The 23,059-nt window shown below is 35.6% G+C and carries 24 protein-coding genes; 14 read left to right on the top strand and 10 right to left on the bottom strand.

Annotation, left to right across the window (positions count from 1 at the left end; translation table 11 throughout):
• Positions 1-61 precede the first annotated feature (61 nt).
• Both PT603_RS11105 and PT603_RS11100 read left to right on the top strand, forming a co-directional pair.
• Positions 62-1,480 (top strand): MATE family efflux transporter, encoded by a 1,419-nt coding sequence (locus PT603_RS11105; protein ID WP_008236485.1) that lies wholly within the window; start codon positions 62-64, stop codon positions 1,478-1,480.
• 54 nt (positions 1,481-1,534) lie between these two features.
• Positions 1,535-1,762: a SusD/RagB family nutrient-binding outer membrane lipoprotein gene (locus tag PT603_RS11100; protein ID WP_081483474.1), complete on the top strand. Its 228-nt coding sequence runs from the start codon at positions 1,535-1,537 to the stop codon at positions 1,760-1,762.
• Between the two features lie 351 nt (positions 1,763-2,113).
• On the opposite strand, the gene PT603_RS11095 is transcribed toward PT603_RS11100, so the two are convergent.
• The 4 genes from PT603_RS11095 to PT603_RS11080 all read right to left on the bottom strand — a co-directional run bounded on the left by PT603_RS11095 (position 2,114) and on the right by PT603_RS11080 (position 4,785).
• Positions 2,114-2,950, bottom strand: coding sequence for a mechanosensitive ion channel family protein (locus PT603_RS11095; RefSeq protein ID WP_008236487.1), 837 nt, complete (start codon positions 2,948-2,950; stop codon positions 2,114-2,116).
• A gap of 19 nt (positions 2,951-2,969) precedes the next feature.
• Complete coding sequence (locus tag PT603_RS11090) at positions 2,970-3,146, bottom strand: hypothetical protein (protein ID WP_193365552.1); 177 nt, start codon at positions 3,144-3,146, stop codon at positions 2,970-2,972.
• Positions 3,146-3,703 carry an RNA polymerase sigma factor gene (locus PT603_RS11085; RefSeq protein WP_008236491.1) on the bottom strand — a complete coding sequence of 186 codons (558 nt, stop codon included), beginning with the start codon at positions 3,701-3,703 and terminating at the stop codon, positions 3,146-3,148. Before PT603_RS11085 ends, PT603_RS11090 begins: the two co-directional genes overlap by 1 nt.
• Positions 3,704-4,194: 491 nt before the next feature.
• Positions 4,195-4,785, bottom strand: a complete 591-nt coding sequence (locus tag PT603_RS11080) for a riboflavin synthase (protein WP_008236493.1) — start codon at positions 4,783-4,785, stop codon at positions 4,195-4,197.
• A gap of 115 nt (positions 4,786-4,900) precedes the next feature.
• Here PT603_RS11080 and pdxA point away from each other — a divergent pair, with 115 nt between their 5' ends.
• The 8 genes from pdxA (at position 4,901) to mtgA (ending at position 11,838) form a co-directional block, all read left to right on the top strand.
• A complete protein-coding gene (gene pdxA, locus PT603_RS11075; RefSeq protein WP_008236496.1) occupies positions 4,901-5,947 on the top strand; it encodes a 4-hydroxythreonine-4-phosphate dehydrogenase PdxA in 1,047 nt (348 codons plus the stop codon).
• A gap of 97 nt (positions 5,948-6,044) precedes the next feature.
• The gene (locus tag PT603_RS11070; RefSeq protein ID WP_008236498.1) at positions 6,045-6,584 is read left to right on the top strand and encodes a YceD family protein; all 540 of its coding nucleotides are present in this window, start codon (positions 6,045-6,047) and stop codon (positions 6,582-6,584) included.
• A gap of 9 nt (positions 6,585-6,593) precedes the next feature.
• The gene (rpmF, locus tag PT603_RS11065) at positions 6,594-6,791 is read left to right on the top strand and encodes a 50S ribosomal protein L32 (protein ID WP_008236499.1); all 198 of its coding nucleotides are present in this window, start codon (positions 6,594-6,596) and stop codon (positions 6,789-6,791) included.
• Positions 6,792-6,966: 175 nt separating this feature from the next.
• Complete coding sequence (locus PT603_RS11060) at positions 6,967-7,971, top strand: beta-ketoacyl-ACP synthase III (protein ID WP_008236501.1); 1,005 nt, start codon at positions 6,967-6,969, stop codon at positions 7,969-7,971.
• Between the two features lie 17 nt (positions 7,972-7,988).
• Positions 7,989-8,471, top strand: a complete 483-nt coding sequence (gene accB / locus PT603_RS11055) for an acetyl-CoA carboxylase biotin carboxyl carrier protein (protein ID WP_008236507.1) — start codon at positions 7,989-7,991, stop codon at positions 8,469-8,471.
• Between the two features lie 85 nt (positions 8,472-8,556).
• Positions 8,557-9,909: an acetyl-CoA carboxylase biotin carboxylase subunit gene (accC, locus tag PT603_RS11050; protein WP_008236509.1), complete on the top strand. Its 1,353-nt coding sequence runs from the start codon at positions 8,557-8,559 to the stop codon at positions 9,907-9,909.
• A gap of 112 nt (positions 9,910-10,021) precedes the next feature.
• Complete coding sequence (locus PT603_RS11045) at positions 10,022-11,137, top strand: NAD(P)/FAD-dependent oxidoreductase (RefSeq protein ID WP_008236511.1); 1,116 nt, start codon at positions 10,022-10,024, stop codon at positions 11,135-11,137.
• A gap of 2 nt (positions 11,138-11,139) precedes the next feature.
• Entirely contained in the window at positions 11,140-11,838 is a 699-nt protein-coding gene (gene mtgA / locus PT603_RS11040; RefSeq protein WP_008236513.1) for a monofunctional biosynthetic peptidoglycan transglycosylase, read from the top strand.
• A gap of 6 nt (positions 11,839-11,844) precedes the next feature.
• Here the strand turns inward: mtgA and PT603_RS11035 are convergent, their stop codons facing one another.
• From PT603_RS11035 to PT603_RS11010, 6 genes are all read right to left on the bottom strand, one after another.
• A complete protein-coding gene (locus PT603_RS11035) occupies positions 11,845-12,786 on the bottom strand; it encodes an ABC transporter ATP-binding protein (protein ID WP_008236514.1) in 942 nt (313 codons plus the stop codon).
• Between the two features lie 63 nt (positions 12,787-12,849).
• Positions 12,850-15,006, bottom strand: coding sequence for a prolyl oligopeptidase family serine peptidase (locus tag PT603_RS11030; RefSeq protein WP_008236516.1), 2,157 nt, complete (start codon positions 15,004-15,006; stop codon positions 12,850-12,852).
• A gap of 477 nt (positions 15,007-15,483) precedes the next feature.
• Complete coding sequence (locus PT603_RS11025; protein WP_008236518.1) at positions 15,484-16,473, bottom strand: aspartate-semialdehyde dehydrogenase; 990 nt, start codon at positions 16,471-16,473, stop codon at positions 15,484-15,486.
• A gap of 180 nt (positions 16,474-16,653) precedes the next feature.
• The gene (mscL, locus tag PT603_RS11020; RefSeq protein ID WP_008236520.1) at positions 16,654-17,052 is read right to left on the bottom strand and encodes a large-conductance mechanosensitive channel protein MscL; all 399 of its coding nucleotides are present in this window, start codon (positions 17,050-17,052) and stop codon (positions 16,654-16,656) included.
• Positions 17,053-17,132: 80 nt separating this feature from the next.
• Positions 17,133-18,242 carry an alanine racemase gene (alr, locus tag PT603_RS11015; RefSeq protein ID WP_008236521.1) on the bottom strand — a complete coding sequence of 370 codons (1,110 nt, stop codon included), beginning with the start codon at positions 18,240-18,242 and terminating at the stop codon, positions 17,133-17,135.
• Complete coding sequence (locus PT603_RS11010) at positions 18,226-18,885, bottom strand: thymidine kinase (RefSeq protein WP_040488543.1); 660 nt, start codon at positions 18,883-18,885, stop codon at positions 18,226-18,228. Before PT603_RS11010 ends, alr begins: the two co-directional genes overlap by 17 nt.
• A 103-nt stretch (positions 18,886-18,988) precedes the next feature.
• On the opposite strand from PT603_RS11010, the gene PT603_RS11005 reads away from it, so the two are divergent.
• The 4 genes from PT603_RS11005 to recJ all read left to right on the top strand — a co-directional run bounded on the left by PT603_RS11005 (position 18,989) and on the right by recJ (position 22,951).
• Complete coding sequence (locus PT603_RS11005; protein ID WP_008236525.1) at positions 18,989-19,681, top strand: DUF8457 domain-containing protein; 693 nt, start codon at positions 18,989-18,991, stop codon at positions 19,679-19,681.
• A 70-nt stretch (positions 19,682-19,751) separates the two neighbouring features.
• Positions 19,752-20,423, top strand: a complete 672-nt coding sequence (gene rsmI, locus PT603_RS11000; RefSeq protein ID WP_008236526.1) for a 16S rRNA (cytidine(1402)-2'-O)-methyltransferase — start codon at positions 19,752-19,754, stop codon at positions 20,421-20,423.
• 392 nt (positions 20,424-20,815) lie between these two features.
• Positions 20,816-21,235 (top strand): OsmC family protein, encoded by a 420-nt coding sequence (locus PT603_RS10995; protein ID WP_008236528.1) that lies wholly within the window; start codon positions 20,816-20,818, stop codon positions 21,233-21,235.
• Positions 21,236-21,247: 12 nt separating this feature from the next.
• Entirely contained in the window at positions 21,248-22,951 is a 1,704-nt protein-coding gene (gene recJ, locus PT603_RS10990; protein ID WP_040488544.1) for a single-stranded-DNA-specific exonuclease RecJ, read from the top strand.
• Positions 22,952-23,059: the final 108 nt, after the last annotated feature.

Below are 23,059 nucleotides of genomic sequence, written 5' to 3'. Positions count from 1 at the left end.
CTAGTCCTTTAGGGGGGTGGTTATAGTTATTATACTTTTCATTATTTCAATCAATTCAATCATGCGATTATTTTCTTCAAAAATATCTTCAATATATAAATTAATTAAAGAAGCACTAAACGGGACTGAAGGTTATGACTATACTCGAGGTCCAATTCAAAAAGCGGTTATTTTATTAGCTATTCCGATGGTGTTAGAAATGGCAATGGAGTCTGTTTTCGCACTAGTGGATTTGTATTTTGTAGGACATTTAGAGAATAGTAGTTTTGCTGTACAAACAGTTGGTCTTACAGAATCGGTTCTTACTATAATTTATTCTCTGGCTATAGGTATTAGTATGGCTGCAACGGCCGTAGTGGCAAGGCGCATTGGAGAGAAAAAACCAGAACAGGCTTCAAAAGCTGGAGTGCAGGCCATTTTAATCGCAATGGTGATTAATACTGTATTAAGTGTTTTTGGGATAGTGTATGCTACTCAAATACTTATTTGGATGGGGGCTTCCAATGAAGCTGCCGTCTATGGTACAAACTTTGTACGTATAATGATGGGGGGGAGTATTTCAATTATGCTCTTATTTCTGATTAATGGAATTTTCAGAGGGGCAGGTAATGCTTCTATTGCTATGAAGAGTCTGTGGTTAGCCAATGGTTGTAATATTATTTTAGATCCGATTCTCATCAATGGTTTTGGACCAATTCCAGCATATGGGCTTACAGGAGCAGCCATAGCAACTACAATTGGAAGAAGTGTTGGTGTGGTTTATCAACTTTACCATCTTTTTAATGGTAAAGGTATTTTGAAAATTACTCTGTCTTATTTTATTCCAGACAAAGAGTATATTAGATCAATAGCGAAAATAGCTGCTCCGGGTGTATTGCAATTTGTAATAGCTTCATGCAGTTGGATATTTATGGCTAATTTAGTTGCAGTTACTGGTGGTGATACCGGATCTGCCGGATATCAAACTGCCTTGCGCATAATGATGTTTTTTATTCTTCCAGCTTGGGGATTAAGCAGTGCAGCTGCAACTTTGGTGGGCCAAAATTTAGGTGCCCAGCAATGGGAACGCGCTGAAAAATCGGTAATAACAACAGCCCGTTTTAATGTTTTTTTTATGGCATGTATTATGGTTGTAAATTTAATTTTCGCACCTTATATACTTAAGTTTTTCACAAATGACCCTATTGTGCTTACCGTTGCTGTAGAAGCGTTACAAATTATGAGCTTGGGTTTTGTGTTCTATGGTATCGGGATGGTTCTTGTAAACGTTTTTAATGGTGCGGGAGATACATGGACGCCTACTAAAATTAATTTTGTTGGTTTTTGGTTGTTTCAAATACCATTGGCGTATGTGCTGGCTCTTTATATGAACTGGGGTCCTACAGGTGTTTTTATGGCAGTGCCTATTGCAGAAACAGGCATTTCAATTGCGGGTTATATCCTATATAAAAGAGGTAATTGGAAAAAGGTGACGATTTAATTCATGGAATTTTAAGGAATACAAATGTGTTAAATAGTTAGGTAACTATTAGCAATGTTCATGAACTCTGGATGGCAACCTTTCTTTGAAAACAGACGTACAGGATTTCCCATATTTAATGATGATGGATCTGGAATTCTTAATAACGGACGTATTCCACAACGATGGATGTATCCGGCAGATGAATCAATTAACAATGCTTTAAATTTAACTGAAGCTCTTTCTAGACAATATTTAGGTGAGGATTCAATAAATGCCACAATGTGGATATTGAAAGAATAAATTGATTTTAATTTAAAAAGATAGCGACTGTTTTAACTTTTGGAGGAGTCGCTATCTTTTTAAAATATCTTTATACCAAATAATTAATTTTAGAATTTTCTTTTATGGGTTCTTTTACTCTTTTTTTGTCTTTATCAGCATTTAAGTTTTTATAAATGTTTTTTGTTTGTCTGTAGTCAATCCAAGAAAGAGTAACAATAATAACTAAGGCGATAAGCAATAAACACATCAAAATAATAACCATCTCTTTTTCATTTTTGAGCTTTTATTGTATGACACCAAAACTTTGGAAAAGTCACAAAAAATATCAGATTTATTTTAAAAAATTCCAATCATTGGACGCCTTGCAATCTATTTATGAATGATGACTTCTTGTTCGGATATAAATTCAATTGGAAACATCTTTTTATCTCCTGAATCAAGTTCAATGGTAAGTGTGATATGATCTATTGCAATAATTTTTCCTGAAGTATTTCCAATAGTTATTATTTGGCCTATGGAAAGGTTTTTACGAGTATAAAAAACCAGTAATTGTTTATGAACTATATCCTTTGCGCCAAAACCAATCGCAAGAGAAATTGTAAAAAGGACAGCTCCAAGTAATACAATAAAATTGTTAGTGAGTAATGAGGTGTCAATACCTGCTTGCGCTAATGAGGTAATAATTGTTATAAATACAATTCCATAAAAGAGAATCCCTCCTATTATTTTTGATCCTGCTATTTTGAAAGCAGTTAGGACATTTCCGATATTCTTTCTAGCAATACTGGCGACATGAAATCCAAAAGCCAAAATGGTTATGGCTATGACGATTTTAGGAAAATAGTTAATAACCTCTCCTGCTTTTATTGACACATATGACAGGCCGAAAATGTCCGCTCCTATGACTATGGCCAAAGTCACTAAAAACCATTTGGCAAGAGTTGTTACAATAGGCGTTAGGTTAAATGTTATTCCTGATTTTCGTAGGATATCATTATCATTAAGCTTATTACTCAAATGCTCGAGTCGCGTAACCTTCAGTATTTTTCTAAGAGAAAAAACAATAATTCTAACAGTAATCCAAGCGACCATTATGTAAACAATTATACCTAAAGCAATAGGTAGAAACTCGTATAGGTTTTGCATTAAAGAGTTAAATAGATCTAGATTAATGTGTTGTGTTAAATGTGATGATAGAAGATACATAAAGGTATTTTGTTAAGTGTTATTTATCTTTTTGAATAGATTTAATAATTTCGTTAAGGGAGTCTGGTACTTGAATTGCAAACAAGTCGGCAAATTCAAGCCAAAGCTTAATCAAGGCAATATCGTCAACCACACGCTGCTTTAGCAGTTCTGGAAGTTTCTCATCCCTGATGATTTGTTTGAAAGGATTTTCCATTAGTTTAAGCTTTTATATATGGTTGTTAGTTTTGCTTTAGCTCTATTAAGGCGCATTTTTGCAGCGCTCTCACCAATTTCCAAAGTGTCGATTATATCTTTGATGGACATTTCGTCTTGGTATTTCATAAGCAATATCATTTTATCATTTACATCCATAAGGTCAAGTGCTTTCATTAAAATGTCAGCCTTCATTTCTAAAATGGTACTATCTTCAATCTCCTCAATATCGGCAAGTGTTGTTTGGTCTGCTAAAGGATGTATTGCTTCACTTTTTTTGTTTACCACACGTTGAACATGGTTTACGCAAAAATTATAGGTAAATGAATATAGCCATGTAGAGAATTTAGCATTTCCTTTAAAAGAGGACAATTTGAAATAGAGTTTTATGAAAATATCATGAGTGATATCTTGTGCTTCTTCTTTTGATTTAACAAATGAAAGACATTTGTTGTATACAGTATTGGAGTATCTATCGTAAAGTATGGCAAACGACTGTGAATCACTAGAGCTTGCTATCTGTGAAACCAACTCTTCATCGCTAATAAAATCATTCATTTTTTAACACAGAAATTATCAATACAGCTTTATTTTACTTTTAGACCCAATTGGATTAAAAAGGTCACATCTCCGGTGCATGATTTTGAATTCGATTTATGGTGTGACTTTTTTATCGACCTATTAATTTTTATAAGAAAAGGAAGTGGTTTCCTAAAAAGAATAGCACTATTAGTGTTTTATCCCAAAAGAAAAAGCGCATTGTTTGTTCTGTTTTTAAAACACTCTAATTGATGAAAAATGGGTGTGAATTTTTTATTAACAATCCCTTTCCAATCAATCTAAGGTCAATACGAAGACCACGAGCCAAATTGTAGTAAAGGAAAATGTCCGCGATGTGATACTGATTGTATTTGATTTATAAGTACTTTTAAAAGGATTTCCATCATATTAAGTTGTAAACTTTTCAAAGTTGCCTACTTACACGTGATTTTTGATACTAGAATTGAGCTAGGTTTTTATTGTAGATAATGTAAATAGGGACTTATTTTTTAAGCATAGAGCCCGTAGAGTTTTCCAATATACTTTCCTACTACATCAAATTCCAAATTAACTGTACTTCCAATTTTCAAATTCTGAAAATTTGTATGTTCATAGGTGTAAGGAATAATTGCAACACTAAAGCGATCCTTTTCCGAATCTACAACAGTGAGACTTACACCATTTACAGTTATGGAACCTTTTTCAATAGTAACATTAGCAAGAGCAGGATTATATTGAAATGTAAAGCCCCAACTTCCTTCATGTTTCCTAATGGCAATACACTCTCCAATTTGGTCTACATGTCCCTGGACAATATGCCCATCTAAACGATCTCCAAGTTTCATTGCACGTTCCAGATTCACTAAATCCCCAGGTGCAAGATTTCCTAAATTAGTCTTTAATAATGTTTCTTCGATGGCGGTGACAGTATAACTATCGTCATTAATAGCGATTACAGTGAGGCAGACCCCATTATGAGCAACACTTTGGTCGATTTTAAGTTCAGAGGCCAATGGCGTTTGTATAGTAAGATGAAGATTACTTCCTTCTTGTTCAAGTTTGGTAACTGTTCCCAGTGTCTCAATAATTCCGGTAAACATAAGTGTCAATTAAATTAATTACTTTTGCAGGGTAAAATTACGAAATATTACTGAGGGCTGAGCCCTATTAAAGAGGGTCTTATATCTATTCAAATTTCAGGCAACCATAACACTTATGAAACACCCGTCACATATTAAAGTAGGAATCTCTATAGGGGATATGAATGGAGTAGGGATTGAGCTTATTCTTAAAACTTTTGAAGATGCTCGTGTTCTAGAATTTTGTACCCCTATTGTCTTTGCATCAAATAAAACAATTTCTTTTCAGAAAAAGCATTTTAACAGTCCGACATCATTTAATGGCATTGATAAAATTTCACAGGCAATTGAAGGAAAATTAAATGTGTTGAATTGTTGGAAAGAAACTCCTAATACTGAATTCGGGAAGCCTACGGTTGAATCAGGTAAGTTTGCTCTTTTGTCTTTCAAAGCTGCTGTTGAAGCACTAAAGAGTGAAGAGATAGATGTTTTGATTACAGCACCTATAAATAAACAAAATATTCAGACAGACGAATTTAAATTTCCGGGGCATACTGATTATTTGGCAAAAGAGTTGCAAGGTGAAAGTCTTATGTTTATGGTAAGTGATTCGTTGCGTATAGGTCTTCTTACTGATCATGTTCCTGTTAAAGATGTTTCAAGACATATTACAGAAAAGAGGATTACTCAAAAGGTAAATAGTATACATGATTCCCTTATTAGAGATTTCCGAATTGGGCGTCCTAAGATAGCAATGTTAGGTATCAATCCGCATAGCGGAGATAATGGAGTTATTGGGGAAGAAGATGATAAGGTAATGAAACCTACCATTGAAAAACTTTTTTCTCAGGGTAAAATGGTTTTTGGTCCCTATAGTGCTGATAGTTTTTTCGCAACAGAAGCGTATACTAAGTTTGATGCTGTTGTTGCAGCCTATCACGACCAAGGTCTTATACCGTTTAAAACATTGTCTTTTGGTCAAGGAGTTAACTTTACAGCTGGTTTAAATCGTGTCAGAACTTCTCCAGACCATGGTACAGCTTATGATATTGCAGGTAAAGGAATTGCCGACCATAGCTCCTTCCAAAAAGCATTGTATGAAGCAATAGCAATTTACAGAAATAGAAACGAATACGAACAATTGAGTCAAAAGCCATTAAAGAAATTAAGTCATAAGATATAAACAAAAAAATGTTGATAATTCAGTATTGGATATTTAAAAATTTATATCTTTGCACCCGCCTTTTTGTATGGTAAGGCTCGAAAATCTGAAATAGAAAATGAAAAAGTTCAAGCAGTATGATATCCCTTTTGTGGGATTGAAACAAGGGAAGCACTCATTTCAGTTTGACATCGATGCCAAGTTCTTTGAGTTGTTTGAATACGAGGGATTTGAAGATGCGCATATTTCAGTTCAATTAGTGCTGGAAAAAAAATCTACTTTGTTGGAACTGGATTTTAGTTCTAGAGGAACAGTAAATGTAGCTTGCGATCTAACCAATGAACCTTTTGATCTAGGGGTTAAAGGGAAATTGCATTTGGTTGTAAAGTTTGGAGAGGAGTTTAATGATGAAAATGAGGAATTGTTGATAATTCCCCATGGGGAGCATCAAGTAAATGTGGCACAATACATTTATGAGATGATTGTGTTGTCAATTCCAGCCAAACGGATTCATCCAGGCATAAAAGATGGTACACTTTCCTCGGATATATTACAAAAACTCGAAGAATTACAACCTAAAGAAAAGGATACTAAAGAAGCAACCGAGGAAATAGATCCTCGCTGGAATACACTTAGAAAACTATTAACGGATAAATAAGATTGAACAATGGCACATCCTAAAAGAAAAACGTCAAAAACGAGAAGAGATAAGAGAAGAACGCATTATAAGGCGTCTGTTCCGCAAATAGCTATTGATCCTACAACTGGAGAGGCGCATCTTTATCACAGAGCTCACTGGCATGAAGGAAAATTATACTACCGTGGACAAGTGTTAATTGATAACACTGCTGAGAACGTAGCATAATCAATACGTAGTAATACATTTAAACTCTCACGAAGGTGAGAGTTTTTTGTTTGAAATACTACAGAAAACACTCGAAAAATGCATTTTTAGGTTAAAAATCGATTAATTTTAGTATTTTTCATCTAATTTTGCCACTGTTTTATACTTTTTAGGCAAAACATTTATTTTTTAAATTATGAGCAAAACAACAGCTGCAATTACTGCTGTAGGCGCTTATGTGCCAGACTTTGTATTGACCAATCAGCTTTTGGAAACGATGGTGGATACCAATGATGAATGGATAACAACCCGTACAGGTATTAAGGAGCGAAGAATTCTTAAGGGAGAAGGTAAAGGAACCTCTTTTATGGCTATAAAGGCAGCTCAAGATCTTATTAGTAAAAGTCAACTAGATCCCCTAGAAATAGATATGGTTATTGTAGCAACTGCTACTCCTGACCTACCGGTAGCGGCTACAGCTGCATATGTCGCATCTGAAATCGGAGCTTTAAATGCGTTTGCATATGATTTGCAAGCTGCTTGTTCAAGTTTCCTCTATGGAATGTCTACTGCTTCCAGTTATATTGAAGCTGGAAGATATAAGAAAGTTTTGTTGATTGGTGCTGATAAAATGTCTTCAATTTTAGATTATACTGATAGGGCCACCTGTATTATTTTTGGAGATGGAGCAGGTGCTGTATTATTTGAGCCTAATAATGAGGGATTGGGTTTGCAGGATGAATATTTACGCAGTGACGGTATTGGTCGAGAATTTCTTAAGATTGAAGCTGGTGGATCTATATTACCCCCTTCTGAGGATACCATTAAGAATAAGAAACATTTTGTTTTTCAAGATGGGAAGACTGTATTTAAATTTGCTGTGTCCAACATGGCCGATGTGGCTGAGAAAATCATGAATCGCAATCACCTTACAAAAGATGAGGTTCAGTGGTTGGTGCCTCATCAGGCCAATAAACGAATTATAGATGCCACTGCTCACCGAATGGGGCTTGAGGAAGAGAAGGTGATGATTAATATTCAGAAGTATGGAAATACGACTTCAGCTACATTACCGTTGTTATTGAATGATTACGAACATTTGCTCAAAAAAGGAGATAATCTCGTATTCGCAGCTTTTGGAGGCGGATTTACTTGGGGTGCTATCTATTTGAAATGGGCTTACGATACAAATAAAAACTAACAAACTAATTACTTATCATGGATTTAAGAGATATTCAAAACCTGATTAAATTTGTAGCCAAGTCCGGCGCAAGTGAAGTAAAGCTTGAAATGGACGATTTTAAAATTACTATAAAAACAGCAGGAGAAGAGGTAAAAGCGGAAACTACCTATATTCAACATGTACCTATGTCAGCTCCTGTGGCTCAGCCTGCTCCTCAAGCAGTTCCTGTAGCTGCAGCTCCTGTAGAGTCAGCTCCTGTTGCTGACGAAAACAGTAAATTAATAACAATTAAATCCCCTATTATTGGTACCTTCTATCGTAAGCCATCTCCTGATAAACCTTCATTTGTTGAAGTAGGTAGCACTATTTCTAAGGGTGATGTATTGTGTGTTATTGAGGCTATGAAGCTATTTAATGAAATTGAGGCTGAGGTAACTGGTAAAATAGTTAAAGTTTTAGTTGACGATGCTTCTCCAGTGGAGTTCGATCAACCTTTGTTCCTGGTAGATCCGTCTTAATCCATTAAAAATTCCGAAAAGCACTTCCTTGATGACCAACTAGGTCAAAGGAAGCTAGGAATGTGTAATTTTTAATTCAGCCAAGATGTTTAAAAAAATATTAATAGCCAACAGAGGTGAGATAGCACTACGGGTAATACGTACGTGTCGAGAAATGGGAATAAAGACGGTAGCAGTATATTCCACTGCCGATGCAGAGAGTCTGCACGTTCGCTTTGCCGATGAAGCAGTATGTATTGGGCCACCAGCGAGTAAGGATTCTTATTTGAAAATTCCTAATATAATTGCAGCGGCAGAAATCACGAATGCAGATGCAATTCATCCAGGGTATGGTTTTCTTTCTGAGAATGCTAAATTCTCCAAAATTTGTGCGGAGCATGGTATAAAATTCATAGGTGCTTCTGCCGAAATGATCGATAAGATGGGGGACAAGGCGACAGCAAAGGCTACAATGAAAGCTGCTGGAGTTCCAACTATACCTGGGTCAGAGGGTCTTCTGGAATCATTAGATCAGGCTAAAAAATTAGCAAAAGAAATGGGCTATCCTGTAATGCTGAAAGCTACGGCAGGTGGTGGAGGAAAGGGAATGCGTGCTGTTTGGAAAGAAGAAGAAATTGAAAAAGCTTTTGAAAGTGCCAAACAAGAAGCTGGAGCAGCTTTTGGTAATGACGGCATGTATATGGAAAAGCTTATTGAAGAACCTCGTCATATTGAAATACAAGTTGTTGGAGATCAATACGGGAAAGCTTGTCACTTGTCTGAACGCGATTGTTCAGTGCAAAGACGTCACCAGAAACTTACCGAAGAGACACCTTCACCTTTTATGACTGAAGAACTCCGTAATCAAATGGGGTTGGCAGCAGTAAAAGCTGCTGAGTTTATAAAGTACGAGGGTGCAGGAACAGTAGAATTTTTGGTTGACAAGCATCGTAATTTCTATTTTATGGAAATGAACACTCGAATTCAAGTTGAGCATCCTATTACAGAGCAAGTGATTGATTATGATTTGATTAGAGAGCAAATTTTAGTTGCAGCAGGAGTACCTATCTCAGGCAAGAATTATACTCCTAAATTACATTCCATAGAATGTCGTATTAATGCCGAAGATCCTTATAATGATTTTCGCCCGTCACCTGGGAGAATAAATACCTTACATGCTCCTGGGGGTCATGGGGTGCGTCTAGATACCCATGTTTATAGTGGATACGTAATTCCACCTAATTATGATTCTATGATTGCTAAATTGATAACAACTGCTCAAACTAGAGAAGAGGCTATTAACAAAATGAAGCGTGCTTTAGATGAATTCGTAATTGAAGGAATTAAAACTACTATTCCTTTCCATCGTCAACTAATGGATAATCCAGATTATGTAGCTGGTAATTATACAACCAAGTTTATGGAGAGTTTCAAAATGGAACCTGTAACAGAAGAATAAATAAAAAAGCCCCTAAGTAATTAGGGGCTTTTTTATATGCCATGTAAAATTTAGAATTTCCAAACGTATCTTTGATGAGTTTTTCTTAACTTACTATATCAAATTCGGATTTATGAATTTCAGCTATTGGGAACTTAAACATTGGCTTACTGATATTGATTTTGCAATTATCGGTAGTGGAATTGTTGGTATAAATTGTGCCTTGTCTTTACGGGAGCGTTATCCTGCTGCTCGTATTGTGATTCTAGAGAAAGGTATATTGCCTCAGGGGGCAAGTACAAAGAATGCTGGATTTGCATGTTTTGGAAGTTTATCTGAATTATTGAAAGATCTCAATCAACATACAGAAGAAGAAGTATTAGAATTGGCTACCTTACGCTGGGAGGGACTTAAAGAATTGAGGGCTAGAGTTGGCGATCATGCATTGGATTTTCAGATGTATGGAGGGCATGAAATTTTTATGAAGTCTAACCCGGATTTCTATGAAGCTTGTTTGGAGAACATTCCGCGTATAAATAAAGTGCTTAAACCTTACTTCAAGGAAGAAGTGTATGCTGTTCGGGAAAATGTATTTGGATTTCATAATGTTCAAGACTATTATATTACAAATGCCTTTGAAGGTCAATTGGATACTGGTAGAATGATGGATAGTTTATTAAAGCAAGCATATGCTGCTAATATTAAAATATTCAACAGTGTTTGGGTAGATACTTTTGATGATCTTGGGGATAGGGTTGTTATTCATACTAATGTATACGAGTTCTCTTCCAAAAAACTATTTATTGCAACCAATGGATTTGCTGCTGAATTGGGAGTTGAGGACGTTCTTCCTGCAAGGGCCCAAGTATTGATAACTAAACCAATAGAGAATTTGGCTGTTAAAGGTACTTTTCACATTGAAGAAGGGTTTTATTACTTTAGAAATATAGATAATAGAATTTTATTTGGGGGAGGACGAAATTTAGATATTCCTGGGGAAACAACTACAGACTTTTCGCAAACTGCACTTATTCAAAATCGACTAGAACAGATACTAAGGAGTGTAATATTGCCTAATATACATTTCGATATTGAGCATCGATGGAGTGGTATTATGGGTGTGGGACATGAGAAAAGGCCTATTGTGAAGAAGGTTTCTACCAATGTTTTTTGTGGAGTAAGATTGGGTGGAATGGGAGTCGCAATTGGTACTCGCATAGGAAATCAATTGGCAGCTTTAGAAAAATAGAGATGGGGCGTATTATTAAATGGATACGGAAATGTATTCTGTGGTTTTTTGGAATATCACTAGGTTTAGTCTTGGTTTTTCGATTTCTTCCCATCCCATTTACATCCCTTATGTTTATTAGAACGGGACAGCAATTTATAAAAGGTAATGAATTAAAGTGGAAACATGATTGGGTTTCTCTGGATGAGATTTCGGATCATTTAGAGCTGGCGGTAATCTGTAGCGAAGACCAAAATTTTACCAAACATTTTGGATTTGATATGAAGGCCATACAGAAGGCTATGGATTATAATAGAAAAGGTCAAAAAATAAGAGGAGCTAGTACTATTACCCAACAAACAGCTAAGAATGTTTTTTTATGGCCTCATAGGAGTTGGGTACGGAAAGGTCTTGAAGGATATTTCACTATATTAATTGAGGTTTTTTGGTCTAAAGAACGTATTATGGAGGTGTATCTCAATAGTATAGAGATGGGGCCAGGTATTTATGGAGCTGAAGCAGCATCGCAGTATTGGTTTAAAAAACCTGCTTCTAAACTTAGTCGTTTGGAATCTGCGGCTATAGCTGCTATTTTACCAAGTCCTTTGAGATATAAAGCTCATCCCCCTTCGGCCTATATACAAGGTCGAAAGCAATGGGTTGTACGTCAAATGGTGTTACATGGTGGGGAGGTTAATTATCAACATAAAAGCAAAGAATAATTTAGACTATCTATTTAAGCAGAGTCCTGTTTCAGAGCCGGAAGGGATTGAGGTATGGTGTAAAAAAAATAGAATTTTACCTTTTGAAATACCTTTTATTAAGTATCCATTTCCTGAAAAGTAGTTATCTAGAACCTTTACTCGAAGTTTACTGTCTTCTTTTACTTTTAATTGATGTGGATATATCCACAGAAAGCCTTTCCTATCTGGAAAAAACAGCTGAGCATCTATGGTGTTAACATCTCCAAATAGCGAAGCTGTATAGGTGCTGCCTGGATTTAAATAGAGTTCTTTTGGGGTGTTATAGGCTATTTTTTTTCCATCTTTAAGAACCAAAACATTATCAGCAAATGAAAGCGCATCGGTTGCATCATGAGTGGCTACCAAACAGGTGATTTTAGAAGATTTCAAATGATGAAATAAATCACGACGTAGGGTGTTTTTCTGAAAGTTGTCAATATGGCTAAAGGGTTCGTCTAAAAGGAGAACTTTAGGTTCTTGTGCCAGTACTTGAGCAAGAGCGATTCTTTGTTGTTGTCCACCACTTAGGAATTGAGCTTTTACGTTTGCATATTCTGCCATCCCTACCATTTCCAATAATTCAAATATGCGTTTTTTTTTCTTAATCGGATAAAAATTGGATAAATACTTCCCAATATTTTCTGATGCGGTGATAAAGGGCATTAGACCAAAATCTTGAGCTAAGTATTTCATGTCATCTTCCCCAGGGACAATATTGAAGTCAGGACCTAATAGTTTCTTTTCATTCCAATAGAGATTTCCGTCAGAAGGAGTGAGCAATCCATAAATTAGTTTTAATAGTGTACTTTTTCCACATCCACTGGCTCCTATAATCGATAAATGCTCACCAGGAATAATGTCTAAAGACAATTGATTCAGAACAGGAGTATTGTTATAAGAAAATGAAATATTTTGAATACTAAGCATAGGGTTTTTATAAAAAAAGCCATACAAAATGTATGGCTGTAACAAAGATACGGATTCTATCTTTTATCCTTTTATTTTGTTGCCTACTGAAGTATTAGGAAGTTCTTCATATCCCATATTGTACAAAGTAAATCCGAATATATCAGCTGTTTCTTCAATAGTTTTACTTACAGGTTTTCCTGCTCCGTGACCCGCATTTACATCAATTCGAATAAGTGTTGGATTTGGGCTAGATTGCTTCTCTTGAAGTTCAGCAGCAAATTTGAAGCTATGAGCTGGTACAACACGATCATCATGATCTCCTGTAGTAATTAATGTGGCTGGATAGGAAATTCCTTGTTTTACGTTATGTACTGGTGAATATCCTTTTAAGTATTCAAACATATCTTTGCTGTCTTCAGAAGTTCCGTAGTCATACGCCCATCCGGCTCCTGCAGTAAAGGTGTGGTAGCGTAACATATCTAAAACTCCAACAGCAGGGAGTGCCACTTTCATTAGATCAGGCCGTTGAGTCATCGTAGCTCCTACAAGTAATCCTCCATTAGATCCCCCGCGAATTGCCAAGTAGTCAGAAGAAGTATATTTATTATCAATAAGGAATTCCGCAGCCGCAATGAAATCATCAAAGACATTTTGTTTTTTCATTTTAGTTCCGGCATCATGCCATTCCTTTCCATATTCTCCTCCTCCTCTTAAGTTAGGTACTGCATAAATTCCTCCCTGTTCTAGCCATACTGCATTGGCAATACTGAAAGACGGGGTTAAAGGCACGTTAAATCCACCATAACCGTACAGAATAGTTGGGTTTTTCCCATTAAGTTTTAGGTTCTTTTTGTAGGTTATCATCATTGGAACTTTTGTGCCATCTTTGGAAGTGTAAAACACCTGTTTTGACTCATAGTGATCGCTATTGAAATCAATATTTGGAGACCAGTATTCTTGAGAAGTTCCATCAAGGATATTGTATTTGTATATGCTTCCTGGGGTTGCGTAGTTGGAAAATGAATAGTAAAGGAAGTTTTCATCACGTTTACCGCCAAATCCTGAAACGGTACCCATTCCTGGTAATTTAACTTCACGTATTTCATTACCCTGATAGTCATATTGTTTGACTGTAGAGATGGCGTCTACCATATAGTGAGCAAAGAAGTTATTACCTCCTCTTGATAGCGTAAGTACATTTTTAGTTTCAGGTATAAAATCCACCCAATTTTCAGGTGAAGGATTTGAAGCGTCTACCGTTACTACTCGTTTGTTAGGGGCATCTAGATTGGTGACTATATATAGTTTTGAGTCTATATTGTCTAGAACAGATGTATCTGAATCAACATGATCTACTATGGTGATTAAAGGATTATTTGGTTTAGTTAAATCTTTTAAGAATAGCTTGTTTCCAGAAGTTGAAATCGAAGCTGAAATGAATAAATACCTTTCATCATGAGAGACGGTACCCCCTACATAACGATGCTTTTCTTGAATTGTTCCACCAAAGATTAAGATGTCATTTTTTTGAGGAGTTCCAAGTGTATGAAAATAAAGTTTATGTTGATCTGTTTTGGCAGAAAGTTCACTTCCTTTTGGTTTATCGTAACTAGAGTAATAGAAACCTTCATTTCCCTTCCATGAAACTGTACCAAATTTAATATCAGTAAGTGTGTCTCCTACTATTTCTTTAGTGGATGTTTTCATTACAATAAGCTTACGCCAATCACTACCGCCCTCAGAAATGGTGTAGGCTAAATGGGAGCCGTCTTTAGAGAAATGAATCCCCCCAAGTGAAGTTGTGCCATCAGATGAAAATGTATTTGGATCAAGGAATATTTCCTCAGTTCCATTGTTGTTTTTTCTATATAGGACGCTTTGGTTCTGTAGGCCATCATTTTTGAAATAGTAAGTGTGATTTCCTTCATTAAATGGAGAACCTAATTTTTCGTAATTCCAAAGTTTTTCTAATCGTTCTTTTAAAGCATTTCTATAGGGTATTTGGTTCAGGTATCCAAAAGTAATTTTGTTTTGGGTTTTAACCCATAAAGCAGTTTCTTCACTTCGATCATCTTCAAGCCACCTATAAGGGTCTTTAATTTCTGTGCCAAAATAATGGTCTGTTGAATCAACCTTTTTGGTTTCAGGATACGAAATTGAATCTATTTTTTTTTGGGAAATAGTATTACATGAGATCATGAGTAATAAACAACTTATAGGAATTAAAGAATTTTTCATAAACAAGACATTGAGTTTAGAAGAAAAGGTTGCGCTAGTTGGGTAATGGCCCCAAGTAGATTATAATCAAAAATAAATTAAATGAGATGAAGAAAATAGGTAATTAGAACTATTTAACAAATATTTTAAAGACAAACTTCTCTAGGTTTAATCGAGATTGCTGAATGAAAGTATGAAAAAAAATAAAAAATATTATAATATTATGTTAATATTCATAAACTAATGAATATATTTACGAATATATTTGCAATAAGTTCATGAAATGATGTAAAGTTTGCTAGTAAAGCAATTTAATTATTCGAAATGTTAAACGAACTATTAGTTTTTCTTTCATTTAGTAAGTTTTTATCATTAAATTGAATGAATTGCCTAAAGTGTGATAAACATGAATTAATTGTTTATATTATTGTAGCTAGTCAAACAACTAAAGGGGAACTTAAAGCAAGTCCCCCTTTTTTTATTCAAATCAGATAAGTGTTAAACTAAAGATTGATTCAACAGGTATTCTGCTATTTGTACTGCATTTGTTGCCGCACCTTTTCTTAGATTGTCAGCAACGATCCACATATTAAGTGAATTCGGTTGAGATTCATCTCTTCGTAAGCGACCAACAAATACATCATCTTTACCTTGTGCATATATAGGCATAGGGTAGGTGAGGGTGTCTGGGTTATCCTGTAAGGTAATTCCTGGACTATTATGAAGTATTGATCGTACTTCATCTAATTTAAAATCGGAAGTAAATTCAATATTTACAGATTCACTATGTCCACCAACTACAGGTATGCGAATGGCTGTTGCTGTAACAGCAATATTACGATCGTTTAGGATTTTCTGTGTTTCTCGAACAAGCTTCATCTCTTCCTTGGTATAACCATTATCCTCAAAGACATCACATTGAGGTATGGCATTTCGATGTATTGGGTAGTGGTAAGCCATTTCCCCCTTAATGTTTGCGTACTCATTTTCCAACTGTTCAACAGCTTTTACTCCAGTTCCTGTGATCGATTGGTAGGTTGATACAATTACTCGTTTTATAGTGTACTGAGCATGTAATGGAGCCAGCGTCAGAACCATTTGGATAGTAGAACAATTGGGGTTTGCTATTATTTTGTCGTCAGAGGTAAGTAGAGATGCATTTATTTCAGGAACAATTAATTTTTTTGTAGGATCCATTCTCCAAGCGGAAGAATTATCAATTACTGTTGTGCCAGCCTCAGCAAATTTTGGAGCCCATTCTAATGATGTAGTTCCCCCGGCTGAAAATAGTGCTATATCAGGACGTAATGAAACCGCTTGAGCTAGCCCAACAACCTTATAGGATGTGTTCTTAAAATTAATTTCCTTTCCTATCGATCTTTCAGAAGCAACAGGAATTAGTTCTGTAATTGGAAAATTGCGTTCTGCAAGAACTTGCAGCATTACTTCGCCCACCATTCCGGTGGCACCTACAACAGCTACTCTCATGATTTTTTTAATTTATATGTTGCAAAAGTAACTATTAATTCCAATCATTAATGCTAAAAATATAAAACACATAAAAATATAACAATAAGTGAAATTTATAACAATAAAAAACCACACGCTAATGGTGTGGTTTAGTATAAATCTATTAAGAATAGGAAGTGAAGCAGGACACTAACTTCATTATTTATTCTTTAATATGTCACGAATTTCTGTTAGTAATTCTTCTTGGGTGGGTCCTGAAGGTGCAACTGGAGCTGGTTCATCTTTTTTCTGAGTACGCTCGTAGGCTTTTAAAACAATGAAAATACAAAAGCCTATAATTACAAAATCAATAACAGTTTGAATAAAGGAACCATAGTTGATTGTTACTGCTGGTGTTTCACCAACGGCTTCTTTAAGTTGAATACTAAGATCGGAAAAATCCACTCCGCCTAATAAAATTCCAATAGGAGGCATTAGAACATCGTTTGTAAACGAACTTACAATTTTGCCAAATGCGCCACCGACAATAACTGCTGTAGCTAGATTTACAATGTCGCCTTTCAGTAAGAAGGCTTTAAAGTCTTTGAAGAATCCCATATGTCTGTAAATAATTTAGTTAGTACAATTCTAAATTTAATAATTTTTGCAAAAATTCAATGCTTTGAATGTAAATAAAGTTAGGTTATAAATACACGTTTAACTCGTTGAGAAATACCTGTAATAAGTTCATACGAAATGGTTCCAGTAGTTGCTGCTAAATCTTCAGCAGTTGGATCCAATCCAAAAACTAATACTTCATCTCCTTCTTTGCAAGTAATATCTGTAACATCTACCATAAGCATATCCATACAAACATTACCTAAAATGCGTGCCTTTTTATGATTAATAATTACATAACCTTTACCATTACCGTATTGTCTTCCTATGCCGTCGGCATGTCCTAAAGGTAAGGTTGCTGATCTAGTTTTTTTATGAGCAATAAATCCTCGATTATATCCAAGACTCTCTCCAGGTAAAACTTCATGGATTTGTGAAATTATGGTTTTAAGACTTCCTATGGGCGTGAAAAATGAGTTGAATTTAGGGTCGTTCCCAAAGCCATATAAACCAATACCACTTCTCACCATATTAAAATGAGCTTCTGGATAATTAAGAATTCCGGAAGTATTACACATATGCCATAAGGAATTATATCCAATTTTACTTTCTAAATTTTGCGCCATTTCAACGAAGCAATTTATCTGTTTTTTCGAAAACTCAATCTCATTCATATCTTCAGAAGCTGCCAGGTGAGAAAATATCGAATGTACATAAACACTGGAACTTGCATTCAGTCGACCGACAACATAGCTAATTTCCGATTTTGAAAATCCTAGTCGATTTAATCCAGTATTAAATTTCAGATGTATAGGATATTTATTCAATCCTTTCTTTTCAGCCTCTGCTATAAAAGCGTTAAGTACAAAGGATGAATAAATACTAGGTTCTAATTTGAATGCTATTAGTTCATCAAAATTAATACTTTGCGGGTGTAGTACTAGGATTGGTGATTTTATTCCTGCCTTTCGTAGAGCTACTCCCTCTGAGGTATATGCTACTGCAAAATAGTCTACACCTACTTCTTTTTCTAGATATGATGCTATAAATTCAGAGTCGTTGCCATAAGAGAAGGCCTTAACAACAGCCAAAAATTTAGTATCTGGCTGAAGCTTACTTTTTAAGTAAGTAGCATTGCGTTTTAATGCACGCAAATCAATTTCGAGTACGGTTTCACAAACCTTTGACATGTTCTTCAGAATCGGGTTTAGAGGGAATTTCTTGCGGGTCGGTAACATCCAACTTATGTAACTTTTCTTTAAGCATTGCCTTATAAAAAGCGGCCCTGCTAAGTGGTTCATAAGCATCAGTTTCGCCTAGCATAACAAGTTTGTCTCCAGCTGCTTTTCGGTGGCTGTATTGCGCGAGATTACCTGTTCTGGTACAAACCGCATGTACTTTTGTTACATATTCGGCAGTAGCCATAAGCGCAGGCATGGGGCCAAAAGGATTTCCTTTAAAATCCATATCTAACCCTGCAACAATGACACGAATACCTTTGTTAGCCAAGTCGTTACAAACAGAGACAATTTCATCATCAAAAAATTGAGCTTCATCTATACCTACAACATCACAGCTGTCTGCTAATAAACGTATATTAGCCGCAGCCGGTACAGGGGTAGAGCGTATTTGGTTCGCATCGTGGGAAACTACCATTTCCTCGTTGTAACGCGTGTCAATGGCAGGCTTAAAAATTTCCACTTTTTGTTTGGCAAATTGCGCGCGTTTCAATCTGCGAATCAATTCTTCGGTCTTGCCCGAAAACATTGAGCCACAAATTACTTCTATCCACCCAAATTGTTCTTTATGATTAACGGTATTTTCGAGAAACATTTTGTAATTTTCAAGACGAAAACCCAACAGAGGGTTCACTTGGTATAAATCTCGGACAAATTTATCAAAAACCAATGTGCATGCCTATCAAAATTTATAAACAATGAAGAAAAAATTGGAATCTGATCTCATAAGTATAGCACATCGAATTCTTAAATTAAAAGGAAAGGAAGATATTAATGCCCTACAACAGGAAGTTAAAGTGCTTTATGAGAGGCTAACTATATTAAAATTTGTTGAAGAGCATTTTGGACAAGCACAACCTACCATTGGTAAAAGTGATGTAGTAACGAAATTTGAGGAGATTGCACAACAGGTGATTTCGGGTAATAAAGATGTCCCTGAAAATAATCCTCATGAAGAGGATATTGTAGTACCATTAATGGATACAATTAATGAGATGGTCATTGAAATGCCAGAAACAGAGACGTTGGATGATATCCTATCAGAAATATTACCTGAGCCCGTTTTTGAGAAAAAATCAGAAGAAACCCTTGTTCAAGATTCGCATACTAGAAAAGAAGTACACGTAGACTCAAAGCTTATATCACTAAATGATAAACTTAAACCCGGTATTCATGTTGGGCTTAATGATAGAATTGCATTTGTTAAACATCTATTTGATGGAAGTGATGTGGATTATAATAGAGTGCTATCACAATTAAATACACTTAGAACTTATGATGAGGCGGTGTCATTTTTAAGTGATATGGTTAAGCCGGATTACAACCATTGGGCTGGGAAGGAAGAATATGAATCCCGTTTTCTGACAATTATTGAGCATAAGTTTAATTGAATAAATGACTCCTTGTTGGATAATTATGGGAGTTGATTTTGGTGGAATAAATCCTTTTCTAAATTAATATATGAGTAAATTATACATCGTCCCAACTCCTATTGGTAACTTGGACGATATGACTTTTAGGGCCATCAAAGTGCTTCAGGAGGTTGATGTTATTTTGGCTGAAGATACCCGCACAAGTGGTAAACTCCTTAAGCATTTTGAAATTAACACTCCAATGCAAAGTCACCATATGCATAATGAGCATAAAACGGTGGAGAATCTAGTGCGTCGTTTGCAAGGTGGAGAGTCCATAGCGTTAATTAGTGATGCTGGTACACCCGCAATCTCTGACCCAGGCTTTTTACTCACACGAGCCTGTGTTGAGAATGGTGTAGTTGTGGAATGTTTGCCAGGAGCAACTGCTTTTGTTCCGGCATTGGTAAATAGTGGTCTACCAAATGATCGATTTGTTTTTGAAGGATTTTTACCTGAAAAAAAGGGACGGCAAACGCGATTTTTGTTTCTTTCTGAAGAAACTCGAACAATGATTTTTTATGTGTCACCACACAAACTGGTGAAAACCCTTGGAGAATTTGTGAATTATTTTGGATCTGATAGACAAGTTTCAGTTTCTAGGGAACTTTCTAAATTGCACGAAGAAACGGTAAGAGGGACCGCTGCCCAGGTTCTATCACATTTTGAAGTCAAACCTCCAAAGGGAGAAATTGTTGCTGTTGTTGCTGGTAAAAAATAATTTTTTTGGAAGGAGATGATGGAATCGCTCCTTTTGGGAATTTAGAAATTATTCATATGAACAAAATAGATGTCTTTGACCAAAAAACACTTAGATTGCTATTATTGGTTTGAATCCATATTTTAAATTTATTGATGCTTTCTCTTATTTTGCCGAATCATTTAGTAAATAGTTAAAGGTAGGGTTGTTCCCTTTTAAAAAATTTGAATAAATCTCTTTATGTGGTCTGGGTATTCCTGTAAAATGCTGTTATCCTAAATAGGATTCTTGAAGAGAGAAAGTTCTAATTTTATAGTTTTTTTAGGTTTCAACAAGAGCCATAAGTGTTAATAAAGGCATCGTTTAGTATAGCGGAAATAATCCGTAAATTTGAGAAAATAAAAAATAAGTTTATGACACACGAAGTAATTACTACTTGGGAAGGGAATATGAAATTTCATTCAACAAATCCAGCAGGAGAATTATATATAGATGTTGCACCTGAGGATGGCGGTGATGGAGAAGGGTTACGCCCTAAAGCATTGATGCTATCTGCTTTGGCAGGGTGTAGTGGTCTTGATGTAGCATCTCTGATGAAAAAAATGAAACTGGAGGTTGATGAATTTTTTATTAAAACTGTTGCCGAGCTAACTGAAGAACATCCGAAATATTATCATACAGTTACCATTGAATATCATTTTAAAGGAAGGAACTTAGATGAAAAAAAATTGCAACGAGCTGTAGATTTGTCAATAGAGAAATACTGTGGTGTCATGGAGATGTTTCGTCGATTTGCAAAGTTAAACATAGAAACGCGTTACCATCATTCATAAAAAATGACAGACATTCGTTGGACTTTAAAGTCCAAAGCTGAAACTTCGCATGTGAATAATCTAGCATGGGATTTACAGGTTTCGGACGAAATAGCTAATTTGTTATGTCAACGTGGTATTAAGACATTTGATGAAGCTCGGGCTTTTTTCCGTCCAAATTTGAAAGATTTGCATAATCCATTTCTAATGAAGGATATGGATTCTGCAGTTGCCCGTATTAATAAAGCTATTTCTTGTGGAGAAAACATTCTTGTTTTCGGTGATTACGATGTAGATGGTACAACGGCAGTAGCCTTAGTGTCTTCATATTTAATGCAATTTACATCTAATGTTGCTACCTATATTCCTGATCGATATGTGGAAGGATATGGGTTGTCAATTCAAGGAATTGATTTTGCAGATGACAATAATGTATCCCTTATTATTGCATTAGATTGTGGTATAAAATCTATTGAAGAGGTGGCTTATGCTGCTCGGAAAGGAATTGATTTTATAATATGCGATCACCATCGTCCAGGAGAACAGTTACCTGAAGCTATAGCTGTTTTAGACCCTAAACGACAGGATTGTCATTATCCATATGATGAGCTTTGTGGTTGTGGGGTGGGATTTAAGCTCATTCAAGCCTTAGCTCATGGTCGCGGTCAAAATATAGAGGATTTATTACCTTTTTTGGACTTAGTAGCCACTGCAATTGCTGCCGATATTGTCCCGGTTACTGGTGAGAATAGAGTATTAGCATATTTTGGTTTAGAAGTATTGAATTCCAAACCTCGTCCAGGAATTTACGCTCTAATGACTTTTCAAAAAAAAAGAGAAATGACATTAGGTGATGTAGTTTTTATAATAGCTCCACGAATTAATGCTGCTGGTCGCATAAGGCATGGTCAGCATGCTGTAAATTTGTTAACGGAATCCGATTATAAAAATGCGACTATTTTAGCGAGAGAAATTGAAGATTTTAACTCTGACAGAAGAGAACTTGATCAATTAATAAAAGATGAAGCACTTACTCAAATATTGGAAAAACAGGAAGAAAAGCGTTTTACTACTGTTGTTTTTAATGAAAACTGGCATAAAGGTGTTATTGGTATTGTGGCTTCAAGGTTAATTGAAACCTATTATCGACCTACGCTTGTATTTACTAAAAGTGGAGATAAACTTGCGGCCTCTGCACGTTCGGTGAAAGGATTTGATGTCTATAATGCATTGGAAGCATGCGCAGAGTATATTGAGCAATTTGGAGGTCATAAATATGCAGCGGGGCTCACCCTTACAGAGGCTCAATATCCAATGTTTAAGGAACGTTTTGAAGAGGTGGTTTCTAAAACTATAGACCCAAATCTATTGATTCCAGAGATTTTAATTGATGATGAAATTCCTCTTTCATCAATTACACCTAAGTTTTATCGGATTCTTAAACAGATAGCTCCATTTGGTCCCGGAAATTTACAGCCCGTTTTTATTTCACGTAATGTATATGAAATTGGACAGGCAAAGTGTGTTGGTAAGGATGAGTCACACCTTAGGGCTGTTTTTCAGCAAGACGGTAGTGATCGTTTCGTTTCAATAGGATTTGGGCTTGGAAAGAAATTGGATTTACTAGCTAATCAAAAGCGCGTTGATATAGTTTACAGTATTGATGAAAATGAATGGAATGGCTCTGTTAGTCTCCAACTTAGGATCAGAGATATCCGTCCTTCATCTATGGGATAGCCATTTTTTTTGGGATTTTTAACCGTTACTGTGAAATAGAGGTCTGCTATTTGATATGTTCTGATTATGAAAATAGCGATTCATATTAAATATTTCCTTTGAATTGAT

It is taken from the genome of Imtechella halotolerans (genome assembly GCF_028743515.2).
Taxonomy (GTDB): Bacteria; Bacteroidota; Bacteroidia; order Flavobacteriales; family Flavobacteriaceae; genus Imtechella; species Imtechella halotolerans.
This window is presented reverse-complemented; position numbering and strand designations above follow the sequence as displayed.